This is a genomic window from Paenibacillus sp. EB106-06-01-XG199, assembly GCF_058791575.1.
In genome coordinates, this window is record NZ_JBYTDQ010000007.1 from 123,608 (window position 1) to 140,515 (window position 16,908).

Consider the following 16,908-nt stretch of genomic DNA (forward strand, 5'->3'; position numbering starts at 1 on the left):
TCACCTTCCTTCCAGCTCTTCAGGTTCGATATGCCAGCCATGATCGTCAAATAGCGAGCGCATCAGCATCGATCCGAAGGTTATCAGAAGACCAAGCGCAGTAACGATATAGTTATTAAAGAGAAAACTCATAAAGCTGTTGCCAAAATCATCACGGCTGAACATAAAGCCAAGCCCGGCAATAAAGATACCCACCGACATCAGGAACGGGTGCACCGTCGCTGAAGGCATATGAATGGAGCCTACCGGTTCGGATGGCGTCATGCCCTTGTGCCCGGCTGTTTTTTCCTTCCAGAAAGCATCCAGGCCGCGCACCAGCGGCGTTTGCTTGAAATTGTATTCCGGAGGCGGTGAGGAAATGGTCCATTCCAGCGTCCGCCCGTCTTCCCACGGATCATCCGCCGCATCTGCCGGCTTTCTGGAAGTGATGAAGACATTGGCCAGGAAAAACAGCATCCCCACACCCATAAGCCCTGCCCCGATCGTACTGATCAAATTGAGCAGGTCGAATTGCTGATTCGGCAAATACGTAAATACGCGGCGCTGCATCCCCATAAGCCCCAGGAAATGCTGTACAAAAAAGGTCATGTGAAACCCGATGATAAAGGTCCAGAAGGTCCATTTGCCCAGGTGTTCGCTCAGCATTCTTCCGAACATTTTAGGCCACCAATAATGCAGGCCCGCGAACAAGCCGAGCACCAGGCCGCCGACAATCACATAATGAAAATGGGCAACGACAAAATACGTGTCATGAAACTGGAAATCGGCAGGAGCAGAAGCCAGCATGACACCCGTAACCCCGCCCATGGTGAAGGTTGGAATAAAGCCGACCGCGAATAAATTCGGGGTGGTAAAGCGTACTTGCCCGCCCCACATCGTGAACAGCCAGTTGAAAATTTTGATTCCTGTCGGAACGGCGATCAGCATCGTGGATACAGAGAACAAGGCGTTCGCTACCGGACCGAGGCCTGTGGTGAACATATGATGCGCCCAGACCATGAAGCCAAGGAAAGCGATCAGGATCGTGGCGAAGACCATGGAGCTGTACCCGAACAGGCGCTTACGCGAGAACGTCGGGATGACCTCGGAGATAATGCCGAAGGCCGGAAGAATCAGAATATACACTTCGGGATGACCAAAGATCCAAAAAATATGCTGCCAGAGCACCGGATTTCCTCCGCCGCTGGTCTCGAAGAAATTGGCGCCGAGAATCCGGTCGAAGGTGAGCAATACAAGTCCTACTGTAACTGCGGGAAAAGCGAACAGGATAATAGCGGAAGTGATGAAGGTAGCCCAGGCGAACATCGGCATCCGCATAAATGACATTCCCGGAGCCCGCATCGTAATGATCGTAGCCAGGAAGTTAATGCCGCCGATTAGTGTGCCTAGTCCCGCAATCTGCAAGCCGATCGTGTAGAAATCCACCCCGTGGGTGGTGCTGTAGGAGCTGGAGGACAGTGGGGTATAAGCGGTCCAGCCGGCATCGGGCGCTCCACCCATAATCCAGCTGAGATTGAGCAGAATGCCGCCGAACAGAAACGTCCAGAAGCCAAGCGCATTCAGAAAAGGAAAAGCTACGTCGCGCGCACCGATCTGCAGCGGGATGACCGCATTCATCAACGCAAAAATGACCGGCATGACCCCGAGAAAAATCATCGTTGTCCCGTGCATCGTAATCAGTTCGTTAAAGGTCTGGGCATCCAGAAAGGTATTCATCGGCTTGATCAGCTGGATGCGGATCAGAATGGCCTCCAGCCCGCCGATGCCAAAAAAGATCCCACCGGCCCAGAGGTACAAAATGGCAATCTTCTTATGATCGACGGTGGTAATCCAGTCCATGATCCCGGTATGCCGTTTGACGCTGTGGCCATGCCTCAAGGGCTGGGAAGGATTCAAGGATTGCGCTGCTTGAGCCAAGGTACGTACCCCCTTTTCAAATATGCTGCTTCTGCTTTGGGCAATAGGCTTTATTCCAGCGTGTAGCCGGCCAGATATTCGGCAATTCCGTCAATCTCTTCATCACTGAGTCCCAGTTCCTTGGGGTCAGGCATCCGGTTGCCCGGCTTGACGCTTTGCGGATCATGCAGCCAGGTCTTAAGATTCTCCAGGATCGGCGCTCCGTCGACACCTGTATCGTCGTTCAACAGGATACCAGCCACCGACTCGCGGGACCCGATCCCGGTGAGGGATGGACCGTTGCTGCCTACCATATCACCCACTGCGTGGCAGGTCAGGCACGCGGATTTGAACTTTTCCGCAAGCGCCGGATCTTCAGGCATCACTGCCGGGGCTTTCATGGAAGCAATCCATGCCGTGAACGCATCCTTGCTGACCGACTTCACTTTAAATTCCATAAAACCGTGGGAAGGACCGCACAGCTCCGCGCATTTGCCGCGGTAAACGCCTTCATTTGGCGCACTGAAGCTGAAATGGTTCGTTGACCCGTCCGGGTTGGTGTCTATTTTGCCGGAGAGAGAAGGTACCCAGAATGAGTGCAGCACATCCTTTGTAGTCAGCTCAAAGGCGATATCCACGCCTGCAGGAATCACCAAGTCCTGCGCCGTTGTCACACCGTAATCGGGGTATTCGAATTCCCACCAGTATTGGTGACCGGTCACCTTGACCTTAACTGCATTCTTATCATCCGAATGATCATCTCCTGCGGCAAACACCGCCTGTACGGTCGGAACCGCCAGCACAATTACAAGGATCAGCGGGATGACCGTCCACAGCACTTCAAGCTTGAAGCTGCCTTCCACCTGTTCAGGGATCTCATGCTGGCCCGGCTTCCTGCGGTAACGGATAAGCACATAGGCCGCAATGGCAAAGACGATCAACAGCACGACAATCATGATGGTAATCGACAGCTTCATGAGTCCGAACGAGCTCTCCGCTGCAGGTCCCTGCGGTCTGAGCACCGACAAGTCCTGCCGCCCGCATCCTGCGAGAATGAGTCCAAGCGTTGCTGTCATGGGAAGAAGCCGTTTACCAGCCTGCCACGTTTTCATCATTGATCTACCCCGCTTTTCCCGATTTCGTAGATTAGAGGATTTTCCTGTCAATTATAACAATCACTATTAATATAAGTTTATGGGGGTCTTTTGTCAATCGTTCACAGCAAGTTCACAAAGCATTTTTTTAAACAGCAAAAGCTTGTCCTTACTGTATTTAAGAGCGCTTACAAAAAATGAATCTTTTATCATTTTTTCTTTAAAGCGCATACATATCTATTTGTGTCTATTAATTCATTTGACTATTTCATGGTTTATGATCATGCAATAAATATGCGCACAAAAAAAACCGCTTCCTGCGGCGGCAAGCCGCCCGGGCACGGTTTATGAGAATCCTCATGGATGTAATTCCAAATTTGATGTCGTCAATTAGCAGGAAGTATTCCTGTCTGTAAATTAGGAGACGGATGAGTTTATTCTTCCCAACTCATGCTCCACGACCATAGTCAGCTCTTCTTCATAGCCTCCCGTGATCCGATACTTCCGGACATACTCCTTCACAAATTTCTTGGGATCTTTGGGCCGGAAAATGCGTGTCATTTCCCGTAGACTTTCCTTCACTTCGTTATGACCTTTACTTGCCATGATCAGTTCCCTCCCAAAACATTGAAAATGAATGCTCCGTTGTAGAGAATGCATGATGAAAAGTCCGCCGTAACCTCGAAATGCAAGTCAAGAAACCGTAACACATACGTGGCTTGCATTATCCGCCTAAACGTTCATTCCATAAATATGGAGGTCCGCCTTGCCGGTGAAGCAGGTTCGTCGTGATTTGGGCTGAGAGTAAGATGCACCAAATGCGGAACACCTTGACACTTTACTTACCCGAAGAGCCACTTGCTGAATCACTCCTTTCGGGCCTTATCGTTATATTGTATCATATTCCAGTCCAACTTCCACCTTTCCTTGTAAAATTTACGTACGTAAAATATTTTTTTACTCTTCTCTACCGCAGCAGGTGAGTCTTGCAGACTTTTGGTTAAAATAACATATCCGCCGCCGCATCCTAGACTCCGGCAGGCAGCGTGGAAAGGGGATTGCTATGAGCAAGCAGCTGTCTTTACTAAACACACCTAACAACCCGGCACCCGATATAGCAACAGCCCGTCCGGATGACACCGGAACCTGCCCTCTTCAACTGGAGAAGGCCCATCAGGCAGTTACGAAAGAATATCCCAAAATGCATAGTATGCTTGTCGTCCGCCACGGGCAACTGATATTTGAACGGTATTACGGGGGATATCATGCCGGAATGCTGAATGATCTTCGTTCGGCCACCAAAAGCTTCCTCTCTCTTCTTATCGGCATTGCTATCGGCAAAGGCCATATTCCGGGAGTCCACACCTTTGTAGCCGAAGCGCTTCAGAGGTATTTGCCGCCCCGCTGCTCTCCGCAGCTATCGGAAATTACGCTGTGCCACCTGCTGACCATGACCTCCGGCTTCAGGTGGATTACCGGCAAGAGGCTCGGAGAACCGCTCGTGCGTAATCTGCAGCGCAGCCGCCGCTGGACTTCGTACGCACTTAGCTTGCCCATTGATCATGAAAATATTGGGCAATTTCAATACCGCAGCAGCGACTCGCATCTAATATCGGTTATGCTGAGCGAATTCTCAGGGCTGGACGCTTACAGCTATGCCAGAGAGCATCTGTTTGGACCGCTGGACATTCACCATACCGCCTGGCTGCCCAGTCCTGAAGGGCACAGCATGGGCCATATCGGCTTATACCTGACCTCGCGTGATCTGGCTAAGGTCGGTATGGTCCTGCTGGGCGGCGGCCTTTACAAAGGGCAGCAGATGATCCCGCAACATTGGCTGGAAGAGGCGTTCATAGCCCAGACCCCTGGATATCCGGCCTACGGTAATTACGGGTATCAATTCTGGAACGGCATAATGAGCAGCCAGCCCTACGTGCTGGCCCATGGACACGGGGGCCAGCAGCTATTGCTGCTGCCGAAGCTGGACGCCGCCGTTATATTCACCGCCGAGAGCGCGGTCAGCCGGTGGAAGCACCCCCGCAGACTGGTTGAACAATACATTATACCGGCTATGGAGCTTTAGCATGTCTAACGGAAAGGAAGAATGCTTTTTTACTTGAAACCCTTCCCGGTCCACATACTTTGCCGGGACAAATCATAGGCTCATAGAGAAGAGGGAACCGGGTTAGCCGCCTTCTTCTCCCAAGTACAAGGAGAGTGAGCCTTTTGTCCCCTTTCAGATCCTCCACCGGACTGCCTGACCATATTGCCGCCGCCCTATGCTACTTCTTCCCCTTTATTGGGGGCATCGTTTTTCTGGCCCTGGAGAAACGCAGCCGCTTCGTGCTCTTTCATGCGTTGCAGTCGCTGATCGCCTTCGGGACACTGATGATTGTCCATGTCCTCAGCGGATTCATTCCGCTGCTCGGCGCTCTCGTCGCCGCTTTAATTTCCCTTTGCAGCTTCGCCGTATGGCTTCTCATGATCTACCATGCTTTGGGCGGAAGATGGTATAAGCTTCCCTGGGCAGGGGAGATCGCCGAAAGCCAGCTCCGTCAGTTGTAGCCTGCCTCCTGCTATTATCCTTATTTTTAAGATTCCCTTTTGAACGTCCACTCCGTACAATGGAATCAGGACATAGAGGAATCGACAGGCTGGAGGAACATACATGTACTTATTGATCATAAATCCCCGTTCCGGCGGCGGAGCAGGCCAGCGGACATGGCAAGCGGTCGAAGGGATGCTGCATTCACGCGGCATCCCTCATGAGCCCTTGTTCACGCAAAACGCTGACCGCGCCGAAACCCAGGTGCTTGGGGCGCTCGCCCGGCGCGACGACTGGCGCGCCGCCATCGTCATCGGCGGCGACGGCACGATCCACAGCGTGCTGGGCGCGCTGCGGCGCAGAGGTGTACCGCTCGCCGTCATCCCCGCCGGCTCCGGCAATGACACGGCACGCGGCTTCGGCATCCCGCTGTCCACAGAGGCCGCGCTGGAGACTGCGCTGCAGGACCGTTGCCTCGAAGCCGATCTGCTCTCGGGAGCGGGCGGCCTCACCCTGACCGCCGTAGCCAGCGGCTTCGATGCACAGGTAGCCGTAAATGTGAACAACAGCTTCTACAAACGGCTGTGCAACGCCATCGGTGCCGGACAGCTGGCCTATATCATCGGCATTCTGCATACGCTGATGACCTTTAAGCCCTGCCGGGTGAGCGTCACCTGCGACGGGAAGGAGCAGGCTTTCGAGAAAGCCTGGCTCGTCTCGGTCTGCAACCTGCCAAGCTATGGCGGCGGGCTGCTGATCTGCCCGCAGGCGGAGGCCGATGACGGCCTGCTCGACGTCTGCGTCGTGCACGGCTGCAGCCGCATGCAGGTGCTGCGGCTGTTCCCGACGCTGCTGAAGGGCACGCATGTTGCGCTGCCCTTCGTGACGATGCTGCGCGGGCACAGCGTAGCTGTCCGCTTCGCGCAGGCCCGCCATGCCATCGGCGACGGCGAGCCCCTCGGCACGGCGCCGCTGGCCGTGCGCTGCGAGCCGGGCGCGCTGCGCGTGCTCTCGCCGCTGGCGGCGGCCCGCGAACAGGGCGCAGCTGGCCCTTGCCAGGCAAGCGTGTAGGACGCGGCTGGCCCGCACACAGTCAGCGTCATGTAGGACGCGGCGGCTGAGGTACCCGCAGCGCGAGTTCCATCGCGCTTGCGAATGAATGGCCTGCGGTGGCCACGCTTTGGCGGCCGGCGGCCAGCCCGCAAGCGCAGCTCTACTCTGCTTTTACTTAGTCTTCCAGTTGCGGGGTATGCTGCTGCCCTTTGAGTTTGAAGGGGATAATTGCAGTTTGTACAATTAAACGGGCTGGTTCCGCTTCCGTTCAGCACTTAACTGCACTCTGTACATCTAAATTCTGGTTTCCGGTCCATTTTCGGCATTAAAACGGATATCTACTGTACAAAATACAACTAAAACGGTACGCCGGGCAAATAAGGAACATTTAGTTGTACAAATTGCAATTACCGCGCAGTACTCCCTATAGCCACAGCATAAAGACCCCATACTCCGCAAAGCTGGAGCATGGGGTCTTCATGAGCTATAATACTGCGGGGTCAGCCCGGCAGGCCGCCGGCTTCCTCCACGAAGGAGATCAAGCCATCGTCAAGCGAAGCAATCCGTACCAGCGATTCCACACGGTAGCCGGCTTCCTTCAGCAGCTTGTTGCCGGGCTGGAAGGCTTTTTCGATCACGATTCCGATTCCGGCTACGCTGCCTCCCGCCTGTTCCACGATCCGGGCCAGCCCGAAGGCCGCTTCACCGTTGGCAAGGAAATCATCGACGATCAGCACGCGTTCACCGGGAGCAATGAACTTTTTGGAAACTGTGATATCATTGCTTTCTTTTTTCGTAAAAGAGTAGACCTTCTCCACATAAATATCTTCGGTCAGGGTCAACGATTTCTGCTTGCGTGCAAAAATGAGCGGAACCTCAAGCTCCAGCGCCGTCATAATGCCGGGGGCGATCCCCGAGGATTCGATGGTCAGCACCTTCGTCACCTTTTCTCCGGCAAAACGGCGGGTAAACTCGCGGCCGACCTCACGCATCAGAAACGGGTCCATCTGGTGATTCAGAAAAGAATCGACCTTGAGCACACCTTGACCGAGAACAATACCTTCATTGATAACCTTCTGTCTCAATAACTCCATTCTGTGCTCCTTCCTCTCCATCTCAAATGGACCCTGTCTTAGTTTTTACAGGCCAGACGGCTTCTGCGGCAGCAAATTGCCGACAATCGACTTCAGTTCGTTGTCCTCTTTGCTATTCGCCTTGCCGCTGTCAAAGCTCGTGATGCGGATTTCCGAGTACTTCTCTCCCGGATTCACAGGTTTAAAAACCAGCTTCTCACGGTCTTCCAGCCGAACATTGAACTTCATGTCCTTGAACATGCCAATCAGTTCATTTTCTCCGGGGACTTTACCGGCTTCCAGAAACAAGAGACCTCTGAGTGACTTGATCCCTTCCGGATGCTGCACATCAAAATGAATAATACACTCCACGCTTTCACCTCCCCAGCTTAATTTCGGCTTGCGAGCAGCTTGACCCTTACCCAAACACGTTTCCTAATGTCCTGGCTCTTGCTGTTCTTGCTGCTCTCCCGAGTCTTCCAATTCTTCATGTTCCTCTTGTTCGTCCGGTTGCTCCTGTTCGCCCAGTTGTTCATACTCCTGGTCATGCAGTACATATTTACCGTAAATGTGGCTGTAGCGTTCCCCGTACCTTCTTGTTAGCTCGGGGCCCATATCCTCTTCCAGCTCGAAGAGCACCATCTCCTGCGTAAAGTGGTTCAGCAGCAGTTCCACCAGCACCTGATGTTCGGTTACGACCGCCTGTGCCGTTCCGTCCTCATACCGCATGCCGAGCATGCACCAGTTCCTGTCGATCACAAAGGAAAACTTCCGCCCGCCGCTCCGGCGCGGCTTGCCGCCCAGCGGCGGCCATACCGGATAAGGTGCGGGAACCTCGTTGCCGCCGTCAAAGGCCCACAACAGCTTCACTCCCCGCAGCTCTGCCTGCTCCAGCTCATTACGCAGCAGCGAAGCCTCCTCACGCCATACATCTACTACGATTTCCTGCTCAGCAAGATTCAATTGGCGGATCAGTTCCTCCATCACATTCCGGTCACCCTCCACATTGTAGAAAGAGGGATTGACCGGGCCGCCGCGCGGCATTTCACTTTCCATATAAGCCAGTGAAGCCGATACCCGTCCGGAGATCATGGTCGCGAGCTCTTCCGGGTCCAGCACACTGTAACGCGCCGGTTCCCCTTCACCGCATCTTACATAACCTTGCTGAGTCAGACGCTGAAGCGCCGCATATACGTTGGATCTTGATACTCCGAGCTGCTTTGCCACTTCATAACCCGAAGCCTGGCCTTTGCTGGCCAGCTCGACCATAATTTTGGATTCCATCTCTGTGAAACCCAAATTGCGCAGATGCAGCAGCAACTGTTCCATCTATGTTGTCCCCCTAAGCTGACTGTAAATGCTGACTAGATTTGTTCTGATCCGCAACGCGGGCACCACATGGAACCCTTGGGTAAATCCGCCCTGCAGATCTGACATTTGACGATATCCCGCACGCCGCCTTCACTGGATGCAGCTTCTTCCGCAGGCTCACCGGCTTTCCAGTCACGGATACGCCGGTCAAGCTCAAGCTGTCTTTCCCGCTCCCGTTCGAGCTCATCGGCTTCACGGCGGCTGCGTTCGGTATCCTGCACCGCTCCGCCATATTCCTCCTGCGGCAGTTCATGGTCTACCGGAAGCACTTCGGTATACACCGTACGCTGCTCCGATCTCATCGCCAGCTCTTTCTCCGCTTCCGTCAGCTCCTCCTCGCCATAATATTGATCTTCCTCTTCATCCTCATGAATGCTGTGCACTGTGACGGGCACCGCTTCTTTTCTTGAAGCCGGTTCCTCCAGCTTACGTCCGCATTTCGGACAGAAATTGGCGTCCAGAGCTACAACATTCCCGCAGGTGCAGAGCTTTTCATTCTTCAGCTCGGCAATCCGGAAGCGCAGCTCCTCAATCTGTTCCTGAAGCTTCAGGCAGGCCCGGGAATGCTCCACCATCTTGCCTTCGGCCAGGGACAAATCCTTCGAACGATATCCGTCGTAGAACAGCTTTCCCATTTTCATAAATTCAATTTCCATCTCATGTTCGATATCGGAAATATGCCCGTTAAGCTTGCCGATCTCCACCGAGCTTTGCGCTTTTTCACTCACCCGGCTGGCACCGTCTTTAATGCGTTGCAGAAAATTCATTGTAGTTCCTCCTTCTCCAGAGTGAGAACAGGGCCGATTTGCAGCCAAATATTATTCCAAATAAACCCTTAACGCTCCGTTCAATAGCGGTAACGTGCTTCTATCATACCAAATGTCTCGATTAGATTCATTATTTGTCGTTCTGTGTATAATAGTAAAAATTAACCATGGACAAGCTTACCGACAATGGAGGGATCAATCTTGCCGGACGAAGAGAAAAAACGCTATTTCGTATCCGTAAACCACAGCCTCATTCAGGACGTGCGCAATGACTCCAATGAATTTGAAGTGCTGCTTAACGCTGAAGAGCTTACCCTTCTCCAGGATCTCCTGAACGAACTCGAACGCCGGGATGATTACGCCTTCCGGCGCGCCTTTGTGCCTTATAAGTCTGCCGATCACGATGAAGCTGCCCGGCAATTTGACGATGAGACCGTCAGACTGTACCAGACCCTGCACCGTTTTGGCAGCATAGAGACGCAGCAGACCATTAAGCAGCTGGGTATACTCCCCAAACTGGAAAATACCGGGTATCACGATAAAGGTTATGACGGAGGCTCACCTACGAACAAATAATCAACGTAAGCGCCGTACTTTCTATCCCTTATGTGTGCTAATACGCTGCTGCGGGAAGAATGTTGCGCTATTTTGGGTTGGCCGGATTATAGTTGCAAACCGCCTGGACTCTTCAGCACTACAGGGGGGTCTGGTTTTTTTTTGCTTCTGGGGCAGTACATCGGTTAAAATAGGAATATAGACTGGTCCCGGAATATATAACATATCTTTACTCATGGGTTCATTTTATCCAGTCACAAATAACTAAACTTGGGAGAGTCTCAGTGGAAGAATATGATAGTACACAGGTTACACTGAATCAGCTGCAGGTGCATGTCAAGGATCTGAAGAAGTGGCAGGTTAATGGGGATTTCGCCAAACAAATCGAGGATTTCAAAGCTTTGCCGGCGCTGTACCGCCATGCCCTGAATGAGCTTGAGAATAAAATTGATGTGATCAAAACGGAATGGCAGGTGCGCGACGGCTTCAGTCCGATTGAGCATGTCAAGTCGCGGATCAAAGAGCCGAAGAGCATTCTGCAAAAGATGGAACGCAAAGGGCATGAGTTTACCCTGGAAAATATGGAGCAGCACATTCATGATATTGCAGGCATGCGGATTGTCTGTGCTTTTGTGAAGGATATCTATCGTCTGGTCGATCATCTATGTGCGCGGGAGGACATCCGTGTGCTGGAGATCAAAGACTATATTGCACATCCCAAACCTAACGGCTATCAAAGTCTGCATCTGATTGTGTCGATACCGCTTGTGCTGCTGGAAGGAACCCACTGGGTAAAAGCGGAAATCCAGCTGCGTACACTTGCCATGGATTTCTGGGCCAGTATGGAGCATATCCTCTACTACAAATTCGATAAACAGCTTCCGTCGCATGTCGCCGAGGAACTGAAAGAAGCGGCACGTGCCGCCGATGAGCTGGATCAAAAAATGCTCCGCCTGCGCCGGGAGATTCTTGAGTTGTCCGAGGGAAGCAGTGCGGGTGAACCCCCGTCCGGGGAGTAATGCCATTTCTGTTTATGGAACGTGGCTGAAAAGGTAATAAAAGAAGGCAGTGCCCTACAGCTGAGCTGTTGCGGCACTGCCTTTCTATTATTCTCAAGAAGGAATCAGCACGTTTCTCCAAGTGTGGCCCCCGTCTGCCGTGCTCCAAAGGATTTCCGGCCCGGAAATCCAGCCGGTTCGAGATGTAGAGAACTGTATCTCCGTTGCCTTATCGAACGCTGAACCTTTGGCAGCCTGTTTCCAGCTACCTCCGCCATCGCCTGTAGCAAGCAGCCTGCCGCCTGCCTGCAGCGCCCAGCCAGAACGGGCATTCAGCCAAGCTGTCCTTGACGCTTCAACCCCTTGAATGCCGGGGCCATGCTTCCAAGTCTCTCCGCCATTATTGCTGGTGTAAAAGACCATGCTTTTAACACCGTTCAGGACAATTTCCAGCGGCAGCACCCCATCCTTCTTATCCTTGCCGGAAAAGACAGGAGGGTAGCTGTTGCTATACGCATACCCCGAAAGCGCTGACGGGGAGATGAGTTTCTCCGGCTTCCAGCTCTTGCCCCCATCAGCAGTTCTAAAGGTAAGAATGGACTTCTGTCCGTGATTACTGGAGGTTATCCAGCCGTTATCGCTATCCCGGAAGGTTATGCCCGTTGGATAGGCAGCAATGCTTGCGGTAAGATCGCCCACTCTGCTCCAGCTTGTCCCTCCATCCACCGTGCGGTATAACGACTTCTCCATCATGCCAAGTGCCGGTTCGGAACATAGCAGAATATACCCGCCCTGCTTATCGGGAAAATGCATAAACCCGCTGGCGTATCCTTGCTCCCAGCTTTTCTTCACCGGAAGGCGAATAGTCTTCCAGGACTTTCCCTTGTCTAGCGTATGAAAAAGGGCTGTAGGCTTGTGCGGGCCATAGGCGCTTAGAATCCACGCCTCATTGTCACCCGTAAAGTAATGCGCCAGTTTGCCAAGCTGGACATCATTACCGGGCATGGGCACCGTATTGCTGAGCGGATGCTTCCAGCTTAACGCACCGTCCGCTGTATGCCACACTCCGCCCAGCGTGATTCCCCAGCCCTCTTTCACGCCTGTCATTTGGAAATTGTCCGGATATCCCTTCAAGGTGATGCTGGAGCTTTGCGCCGGTGTCGCCCCGATGGTTGAGGCAGAAATTAGAAGCGTACCTGCTATGAACAGAGAAGCCAGAATTTTATAAACTCTCAAGTTAAGCTCTCCCTCATTTCCTGTTTGTCCTGTTATCATAAGACCCCAGCAGGAACATTAGGTTACGATCAGTTCATTCCGCAGTGAAAATATTGTTAATTAAGAGCAACTAGAGCAGCCTTACAGCTTACCCAGCCCTGCCGCCCTGCGGGCTGCGGCTTCTGCAACGCGCTGCATGATGAGCACAAGCCCCTCACCGGCACGGGGTGTCTTGTCGAGCAGGGCACCCCAGTTTTCGGTCGGCTTCGCAACCACCGGTGAAGCCGGAAACGGCCGGGCTGCGATTTCATGAAACATGGGACCCGGCTGGTGGAGCGAGCCTTCAGCAGCCGCTTCGGCCAGCCATTCTCCCGTCGGGACAGCCGGCCCTTTCCGCTCCAGCCGGGCCAGTTCGGCTGCAAGCAGGCCGGACGGGGACGGGCCGGCATCCTCGCTGTCCTCCGCTTCCTCTTCCGCCCAAAGGGCAAAAACTCCGGCCAGCAGCGTCTCTTTGTCCAAACCGCGCAGTTCAAACGCCAGCAGCGGTTCCTCTTCCAGCTGCTTTTTGACCAATCCCAGCAGGGCCATCTGTTCCGGCCCTGAAAGCTTCTGTCCGGCCAACGCCAGTTCTTCATCGCCGGGCAGAAGCTTCATCGCCGCCAGGCCTCCACTCAGGTTGCCTTGCAGCAGGTTATACAGCTCACCCGGGTGCTCCGCGAGCCGGACCAGCACTTCCTGTTTCACTTCATCAGACCAGCGCGGAATTTCCAAAGAGAGAACCGTCGTTGGCGCTTGCCCTTGGGCAACAGCAGCAGCGGCGTTTCGCTTGGTTTTCACCCCCGGCGCTTTGGCCGAGAGCTGTGTTCCCGTCGCCTTAACCACCCCGGGCTCAATTTCCAGCCGCAGTTCCAGCAGTTCACTCATTGCCCATTCCTCCTTTATGCCAAGCTTATTCCACTACATCCAGTCCTGCCCCTGAAGCTCGATAAGCTCCTTGAGCTCATGATTGGACATCTCTGTCAACCAGTTTTCTCCGGAACCGACAACCTGCTCCGACAGGCTTTTTTTACGCTCGATCAGTTCATCAATCCGTTCTTCCAGTGTTCCCTGGCAGATCAGCTTATGAACCTGCACATTCTTATGCTGGCCGATCCGGAACGCCCGGTCGGTCGCCTGATTCTCCACCGCCGGATTCCACCAGCGGTCATAATGTATGACATGGTTGGCCCGTGTGAGGTTCAGACCCACACCGCCGGCTTTGAGTGATAGTACGAAAAACGCCGGCCCTTCCCCCTCCTGAAAGGCATGCACCATCTCATCGCGTTCCCGTTTGGGGATGCCGCCATGCAGGAACAGCGGCGGCGAGCCGTAACGTTTCGCCAGCCTGCTGACCAGCAGCTCGCCCATCGCCACATATTGGGTGAAAATAAGTGCGGATTCCCCAAGTTCGGCAATGCTGTCCAGCACCTCGAACATCACATCCATTTTGCCGGAATGCTCACTGCGTTGGGTCCGGCCCTCCTCCTTGCGGTACAGCTGTGGATGGTCGCATATTTGCTTCAGCTTGGTCAATGAAGACAATACCAGCCCCCGGCGGGCCATGCCGGAGCGTTCCCCGATGACACCGAGCATTTCATCCACTACACCCTGATACAGCGCCGCCTGCGTTTCTGTAAGCGGACAATAAGACTTCAGCTCCAGCTTCTCCGGCAGATCCTTGGAAATGTCCGGATCACTCTTGAGCCGCCGCAGCAGGAAAGGCGAGACGAGGCGGTGCAGCTCCCGCAGCCGCTCTCCGCCTTCACCGGATACATACCGCTGGCGGAACGAATGATAAGTCCCCAGATACCCCGGATTCAAAAAGTGAAAAATGGACCACAGCTCGCCAAGCCGGTTCTCTACTGGTGTGCCTGTCATCGCAATTCGATGCGGTGCTGACAGCTTCATCACACTCTGTGCCTGCTTGGTGCGGTGATTCTTGATATACTGCGCTTCATCCAGCACAACGGTCGACCAACGGACTCCAGCGAGATCCTCGCTGTCCCGGCCTGCGAGATGATAAGTGGTCAGCACGATTTCATGGCTGGTGGCCAAGTCGATGAAGCCTTCCCCGCGAACCCGTCTTCCCCCGTGGTGAATATGCACACTCAGAGATGGTGCGAAACGCTGCAGCTCCCGCTGCCAGTTGCCAAGCAGCGAGGTCGGGCAGAGAATCAGCACCGGCTCACGCTTCTCCTCCGGCGGAGCAGTCAGGGCACGGTCTAGCAGACAGGTGATGACCTGCACCGTCTTCCCGAGGCCCATGTCATCGGCAAGGCACACACCAAAGCCGAGACCGCTAAGCGCAGCCAGCCATTGAAAGCCGCGCTCCTGATAAGGTCTAAGCGTTCCATGAAGACCCTGTGGCACAGAACGCAGCGGAAGGCCCCGCAGAACATCGCCATGCATGAGCGAAGCGAGCATGCCGGAGGTTTCCATGCCGGTCACCGACATTCCCTTCCAGAGCCGCTCGTCACCATCCTCGGCCTCCAGACGCATCCAGTCCGCCGCCGACATTTCTCCGCTTTCGTTGCGCTTCATATATCTCAGAACCTGGCGGATCTCCTTCGGATCGACTTCAATCCATTCTCCCCGGAAGCGTACAAAAGGCACTCCGGCCTCCACCAGCGCATTCAGCTCTTCCTCGCTGATCGTATTATCGCCCAGCGAGGCCTCAATGCGGAAGGAAATCAGCTCTTCCATGCCAAGGGAAGGCTGGGTTGAACCATCTATGCTGCCGCCGGGCGGCTGCATCTTCATCTTCATTCCGATCCGCCGCCGGCCTTCACGGCTCCAGCGGGATGGCATCTGCACTGTAATTCCCCGCTCCCGCAGCTGCTGCACGCTCTCCTTCAGAAAGAAATAGACGCGGTCCGGCTCCAGTTGAACTCCATCCGGAGCCGGTCCGGCTAGCGCACGCTCAATATCCGGTGATATTTTCGCGGCCCGGCCGAGTGCAGCCAGCAGCTGCTGCTGAATATTGCGGTAGCGCTTGCCCCATAAAGTGAACTCCCGTTCCCTGCTGCTCCAGATCGCCGCCGCAGGAATCCAGAATTCTCCTTCCTCCCGGTTCTCCGCCCAGAAGGTTAAATTCCAGGCATCGCCTTCGTTCGCAGGCGGCTCCAGGCGCAGACCCAGACTAAGCTGGCCGCTGTGGACCTCCTCCGCCCCGGAGTTCGGAATCTCATTCTCAGCCGTACCGTTTACAGCAGCAAGGAGGTCCGCCACCTCGGCCGGAGTCCCCTGCACCGGGATATCACGGCTGCCGGTGAGCAGGCTGTTCCACCACAGCTCGGTCAGCGGTGAATAACCACGGCGATAATTCGCTTTGAATGGCCCCAGCTCGCTTTCCATTCCCGCAATAACCTTTTTGATCTCGGCGGTCATTACAGCCTGCAGAAAAGAATACAGCACATAAGCTCCCGCTTCTTCACGCGACGACAAGTCCCCCTCCTCCGCAACATGGGTTCCCAGTGCCAGCACCGGCATGGAAGCTGCCATCTGCAGAAAGAAATCCTTGTCTGACTCCTGCCGAAAGGCCGGAGACCAGCAGGCCGCAGCGGCTTGTTCTCCCCCGCGGCGGCGCGAGCCTATAGGCCTTGGCGGCATTGCACCGGGCACAATCCCGCCTGTGCCCATCAGTTCAAGGGCAAAACGGGCCGCAGCCGCCCAATAGCGCAGTTCTCCGCCAGGCTCCACTCCCTGTGCACGGCACATTTCCTCGTCCCAGGCCAGCAGCAGCTCAAAGGCGTCCTTCGGGGCCAGGGCAAGCCCTTCCAGCGTGCGTCCAGGCAGTCGCCGCGATGTCCTCCCTTCCGCAGAGGCAGCAGCCGGATACTTCACTTCCGCCAGCCGCAGCGCAGCACCCGCAAAAGGACGTCCTCCTCCCCGAAGCTCCAGCCGTTTGACCACACGTGTCCATGCGTCAACTTTCGGCTCTGAAGTTTCGCCAGAGAAGCAGAATAATACGTCCCCTAACCATATTGCATACAGATGCTTAATCATTGGTGATCTCCTGTCTTTTTATGCAAACAGAAAGCGTCAGCCGGTTCCGCCAGAAGAAACGGCTTCGCCCTAAAGGACGGAATCCGTTTCTAACCTTGCAGAAGGCTGAATCCTTCTCCGCGAGAAATATATTTTTAAGCTGAATCAACAGATGTGAACCCTAACGAGAAACATAATCCCCATTATTCCAGAAGTTTTTTTCTTCATCCCTTCATCTTATACGAAAAAGTCCTGATTTAAAAACGTTTCTGTATATTTTCTGCAGATTTTATATTCCGGCACCGTCCGTAATTGAAA

The 16,908-nt window shown here is 54.2% G+C and carries 15 protein-coding genes; 5 read left to right on the plus strand and 10 right to left on the minus strand.

Features of this window, described 5'->3' with window-relative positions; genetic code table 11:
* The 3 genes from ctaD to AC3WT9_RS23875 form a co-directional block, all read right to left on the minus strand.
* The gene (ctaD, locus tag AC3WT9_RS23865; RefSeq protein WP_052092420.1) at positions 1 to 1,839 is read right to left on the minus strand and encodes a cytochrome c oxidase subunit I; all 1,839 of its coding nucleotides are present in this window, start codon (positions 1,837 to 1,839) and stop codon (positions 1 to 3) included.
* 128 nt (positions 1,840 to 1,967) lie between these two features.
* On the minus strand, positions 1,968 to 3,011 hold the full coding sequence (coxB, locus tag AC3WT9_RS23870; RefSeq protein WP_038585390.1) for a cytochrome c oxidase subunit II: 1,044 nt from the start codon (positions 3,009 to 3,011) through the stop codon (positions 1,968 to 1,970).
* A gap of 396 nt (positions 3,012 to 3,407) precedes the next feature.
* On the minus strand, positions 3,408 to 3,596 hold the full coding sequence (locus AC3WT9_RS23875) for a hypothetical protein (protein WP_038585388.1): 189 nt from the start codon (positions 3,594 to 3,596) through the stop codon (positions 3,408 to 3,410).
* Between the two features lie 457 nt (positions 3,597 to 4,053).
* Between AC3WT9_RS23875 and AC3WT9_RS23880 the strand changes: the two genes are divergently transcribed.
* The 3 genes from AC3WT9_RS23880 to AC3WT9_RS23890 all read left to right on the plus strand — a co-directional run bounded on the left by AC3WT9_RS23880 (position 4,054) and on the right by AC3WT9_RS23890 (position 6,606).
* Positions 4,054 to 5,073, plus strand: a complete 1,020-nt coding sequence (locus AC3WT9_RS23880) for a serine hydrolase domain-containing protein (RefSeq protein WP_341089525.1) — start codon at positions 4,054 to 4,056, stop codon at positions 5,071 to 5,073.
* A 143-nt stretch (positions 5,074 to 5,216) separates the two neighbouring features.
* Positions 5,217 to 5,555 carry a DUF4870 domain-containing protein gene (locus AC3WT9_RS23885; RefSeq protein WP_038585383.1) on the plus strand — a complete coding sequence of 113 codons (339 nt, stop codon included), beginning with the start codon at positions 5,217 to 5,219 and terminating at the stop codon, positions 5,553 to 5,555.
* A gap of 103 nt (positions 5,556 to 5,658) precedes the next feature.
* Positions 5,659 to 6,606 carry a diacylglycerol/lipid kinase family protein gene (locus AC3WT9_RS23890; RefSeq protein WP_341089523.1) on the plus strand — a complete coding sequence of 316 codons (948 nt, stop codon included), beginning with the start codon at positions 5,659 to 5,661 and terminating at the stop codon, positions 6,604 to 6,606.
* A gap of 482 nt (positions 6,607 to 7,088) precedes the next feature.
* Here AC3WT9_RS23890 and AC3WT9_RS23895 read toward each other — a convergent pair whose 3' ends face one another.
* The 4 genes from AC3WT9_RS23895 to AC3WT9_RS23910 all read right to left on the minus strand — a co-directional run bounded on the left by AC3WT9_RS23895 (position 7,089) and on the right by AC3WT9_RS23910 (position 9,799).
* On the minus strand, positions 7,089 to 7,682 hold the full coding sequence (locus AC3WT9_RS23895; protein ID WP_038585377.1) for a xanthine phosphoribosyltransferase: 594 nt from the start codon (positions 7,680 to 7,682) through the stop codon (positions 7,089 to 7,091).
* Between the two features lie 45 nt (positions 7,683 to 7,727).
* Positions 7,728 to 8,033, minus strand: a complete 306-nt coding sequence (locus AC3WT9_RS23900) for a hypothetical protein (protein WP_341089521.1) — start codon at positions 8,031 to 8,033, stop codon at positions 7,728 to 7,730.
* Between the two features lie 63 nt (positions 8,034 to 8,096).
* The gene (locus AC3WT9_RS23905; RefSeq protein ID WP_492407980.1) at positions 8,097 to 8,990 is read right to left on the minus strand and encodes a TrmB family transcriptional regulator; all 894 of its coding nucleotides are present in this window, start codon (positions 8,988 to 8,990) and stop codon (positions 8,097 to 8,099) included.
* A gap of 35 nt (positions 8,991 to 9,025) precedes the next feature.
* Positions 9,026 to 9,799, minus strand: a complete 774-nt coding sequence (locus AC3WT9_RS23910) for a zinc ribbon domain-containing protein (RefSeq protein ID WP_341089519.1) — start codon at positions 9,797 to 9,799, stop codon at positions 9,026 to 9,028.
* A 201-nt stretch (positions 9,800 to 10,000) separates the two neighbouring features.
* Here AC3WT9_RS23910 and AC3WT9_RS23915 point away from each other — a divergent pair, with 201 nt between their 5' ends.
* A complete protein-coding gene (locus tag AC3WT9_RS23915) occupies positions 10,001 to 10,375 on the plus strand; it encodes a hypothetical protein (protein ID WP_341377170.1) in 375 nt (124 codons plus the stop codon).
* A gap of 293 nt (positions 10,376 to 10,668) precedes the next feature.
* Entirely contained in the window at positions 10,669 to 11,373 is a 705-nt protein-coding gene (locus tag AC3WT9_RS23920) for a GTP pyrophosphokinase (RefSeq protein WP_038598433.1), read from the plus strand.
* 93 nt (positions 11,374 to 11,466) lie between these two features.
* On the opposite strand, the gene AC3WT9_RS23925 is transcribed toward AC3WT9_RS23920, so the two are convergent.
* From AC3WT9_RS23925 to AC3WT9_RS23935, 3 genes are all read right to left on the minus strand, one after another.
* On the minus strand, positions 11,467 to 12,588 hold the full coding sequence (locus AC3WT9_RS23925) for a WD40/YVTN/BNR-like repeat-containing protein (RefSeq protein ID WP_341377169.1): 1,122 nt from the start codon (positions 12,586 to 12,588) through the stop codon (positions 11,467 to 11,469).
* 120 nt (positions 12,589 to 12,708) lie between these two features.
* Positions 12,709 to 13,491 (minus strand): hypothetical protein, encoded by a 783-nt coding sequence (locus AC3WT9_RS23930; protein ID WP_341089515.1) that lies wholly within the window; start codon positions 13,489 to 13,491, stop codon positions 12,709 to 12,711.
* Between the two features lie 33 nt (positions 13,492 to 13,524).
* Positions 13,525 to 16,611 (minus strand): DEAD/DEAH box helicase, encoded by a 3,087-nt coding sequence (locus AC3WT9_RS23935; RefSeq protein WP_341089514.1) that lies wholly within the window; start codon positions 16,609 to 16,611, stop codon positions 13,525 to 13,527.
* Between the last annotated feature and the right edge of the window lie 297 nt (positions 16,612 to 16,908).

What these genes read in the sequence shown, in the direction of transcription:
- ctaD (WP_052092420.1), bottom strand. Translation starts at nt 1,839, where the DNA reads ATGGACTGGATTACCACCGTCGATCATAAGAAGATTGCCATTTTGTAC.
- coxB (WP_038585390.1), bottom strand. Translation starts at nt 3,011, where the DNA reads ATGATGAAAACGTGGCAGGCTGGTAAACGGCTTCTTCCCATGACAGCA.
- AC3WT9_RS23875 (WP_038585388.1), bottom strand. Translation starts at nt 3,596, where the DNA reads ATGGCAAGTAAAGGTCATAACGAAGTGAAGGAAAGTCTACGGGAAATG.
- AC3WT9_RS23880 (WP_341089525.1), top strand. Translation starts at nt 4,054, where the DNA reads ATGAGCAAGCAGCTGTCTTTACTAAACACACCTAACAACCCGGCACCC.
- AC3WT9_RS23890 (WP_341089523.1), top strand. Translation starts at nt 5,659, where the DNA reads ATGTACTTATTGATCATAAATCCCCGTTCCGGCGGCGGAGCAGGCCAG.
- AC3WT9_RS23895 (WP_038585377.1), bottom strand. Translation starts at nt 7,682, where the DNA reads ATGGAGTTATTGAGACAGAAGGTTATCAATGAAGGTATTGTTCTCGGT.
- AC3WT9_RS23905 (WP_492407980.1), bottom strand. Translation starts at nt 8,990, where the DNA reads ATGGAACAGTTGCTGCTGCATCTGCGCAATTTGGGTTTCACAGAGATG.
- AC3WT9_RS23910 (WP_341089519.1), bottom strand. Translation starts at nt 9,799, where the DNA reads ATGAATTTTCTGCAACGCATTAAAGACGGTGCCAGCCGGGTGAGTGAA.
- AC3WT9_RS23930 (WP_341089515.1), bottom strand. Translation starts at nt 13,491, where the DNA reads ATGAGTGAACTGCTGGAACTGCGGCTGGAAATTGAGCCCGGGGTGGTT.
- AC3WT9_RS23935 (WP_341089514.1), bottom strand. Translation starts at nt 16,611, where the DNA reads ATGATTAAGCATCTGTATGCAATATGGTTAGGGGACGTATTATTCTGC.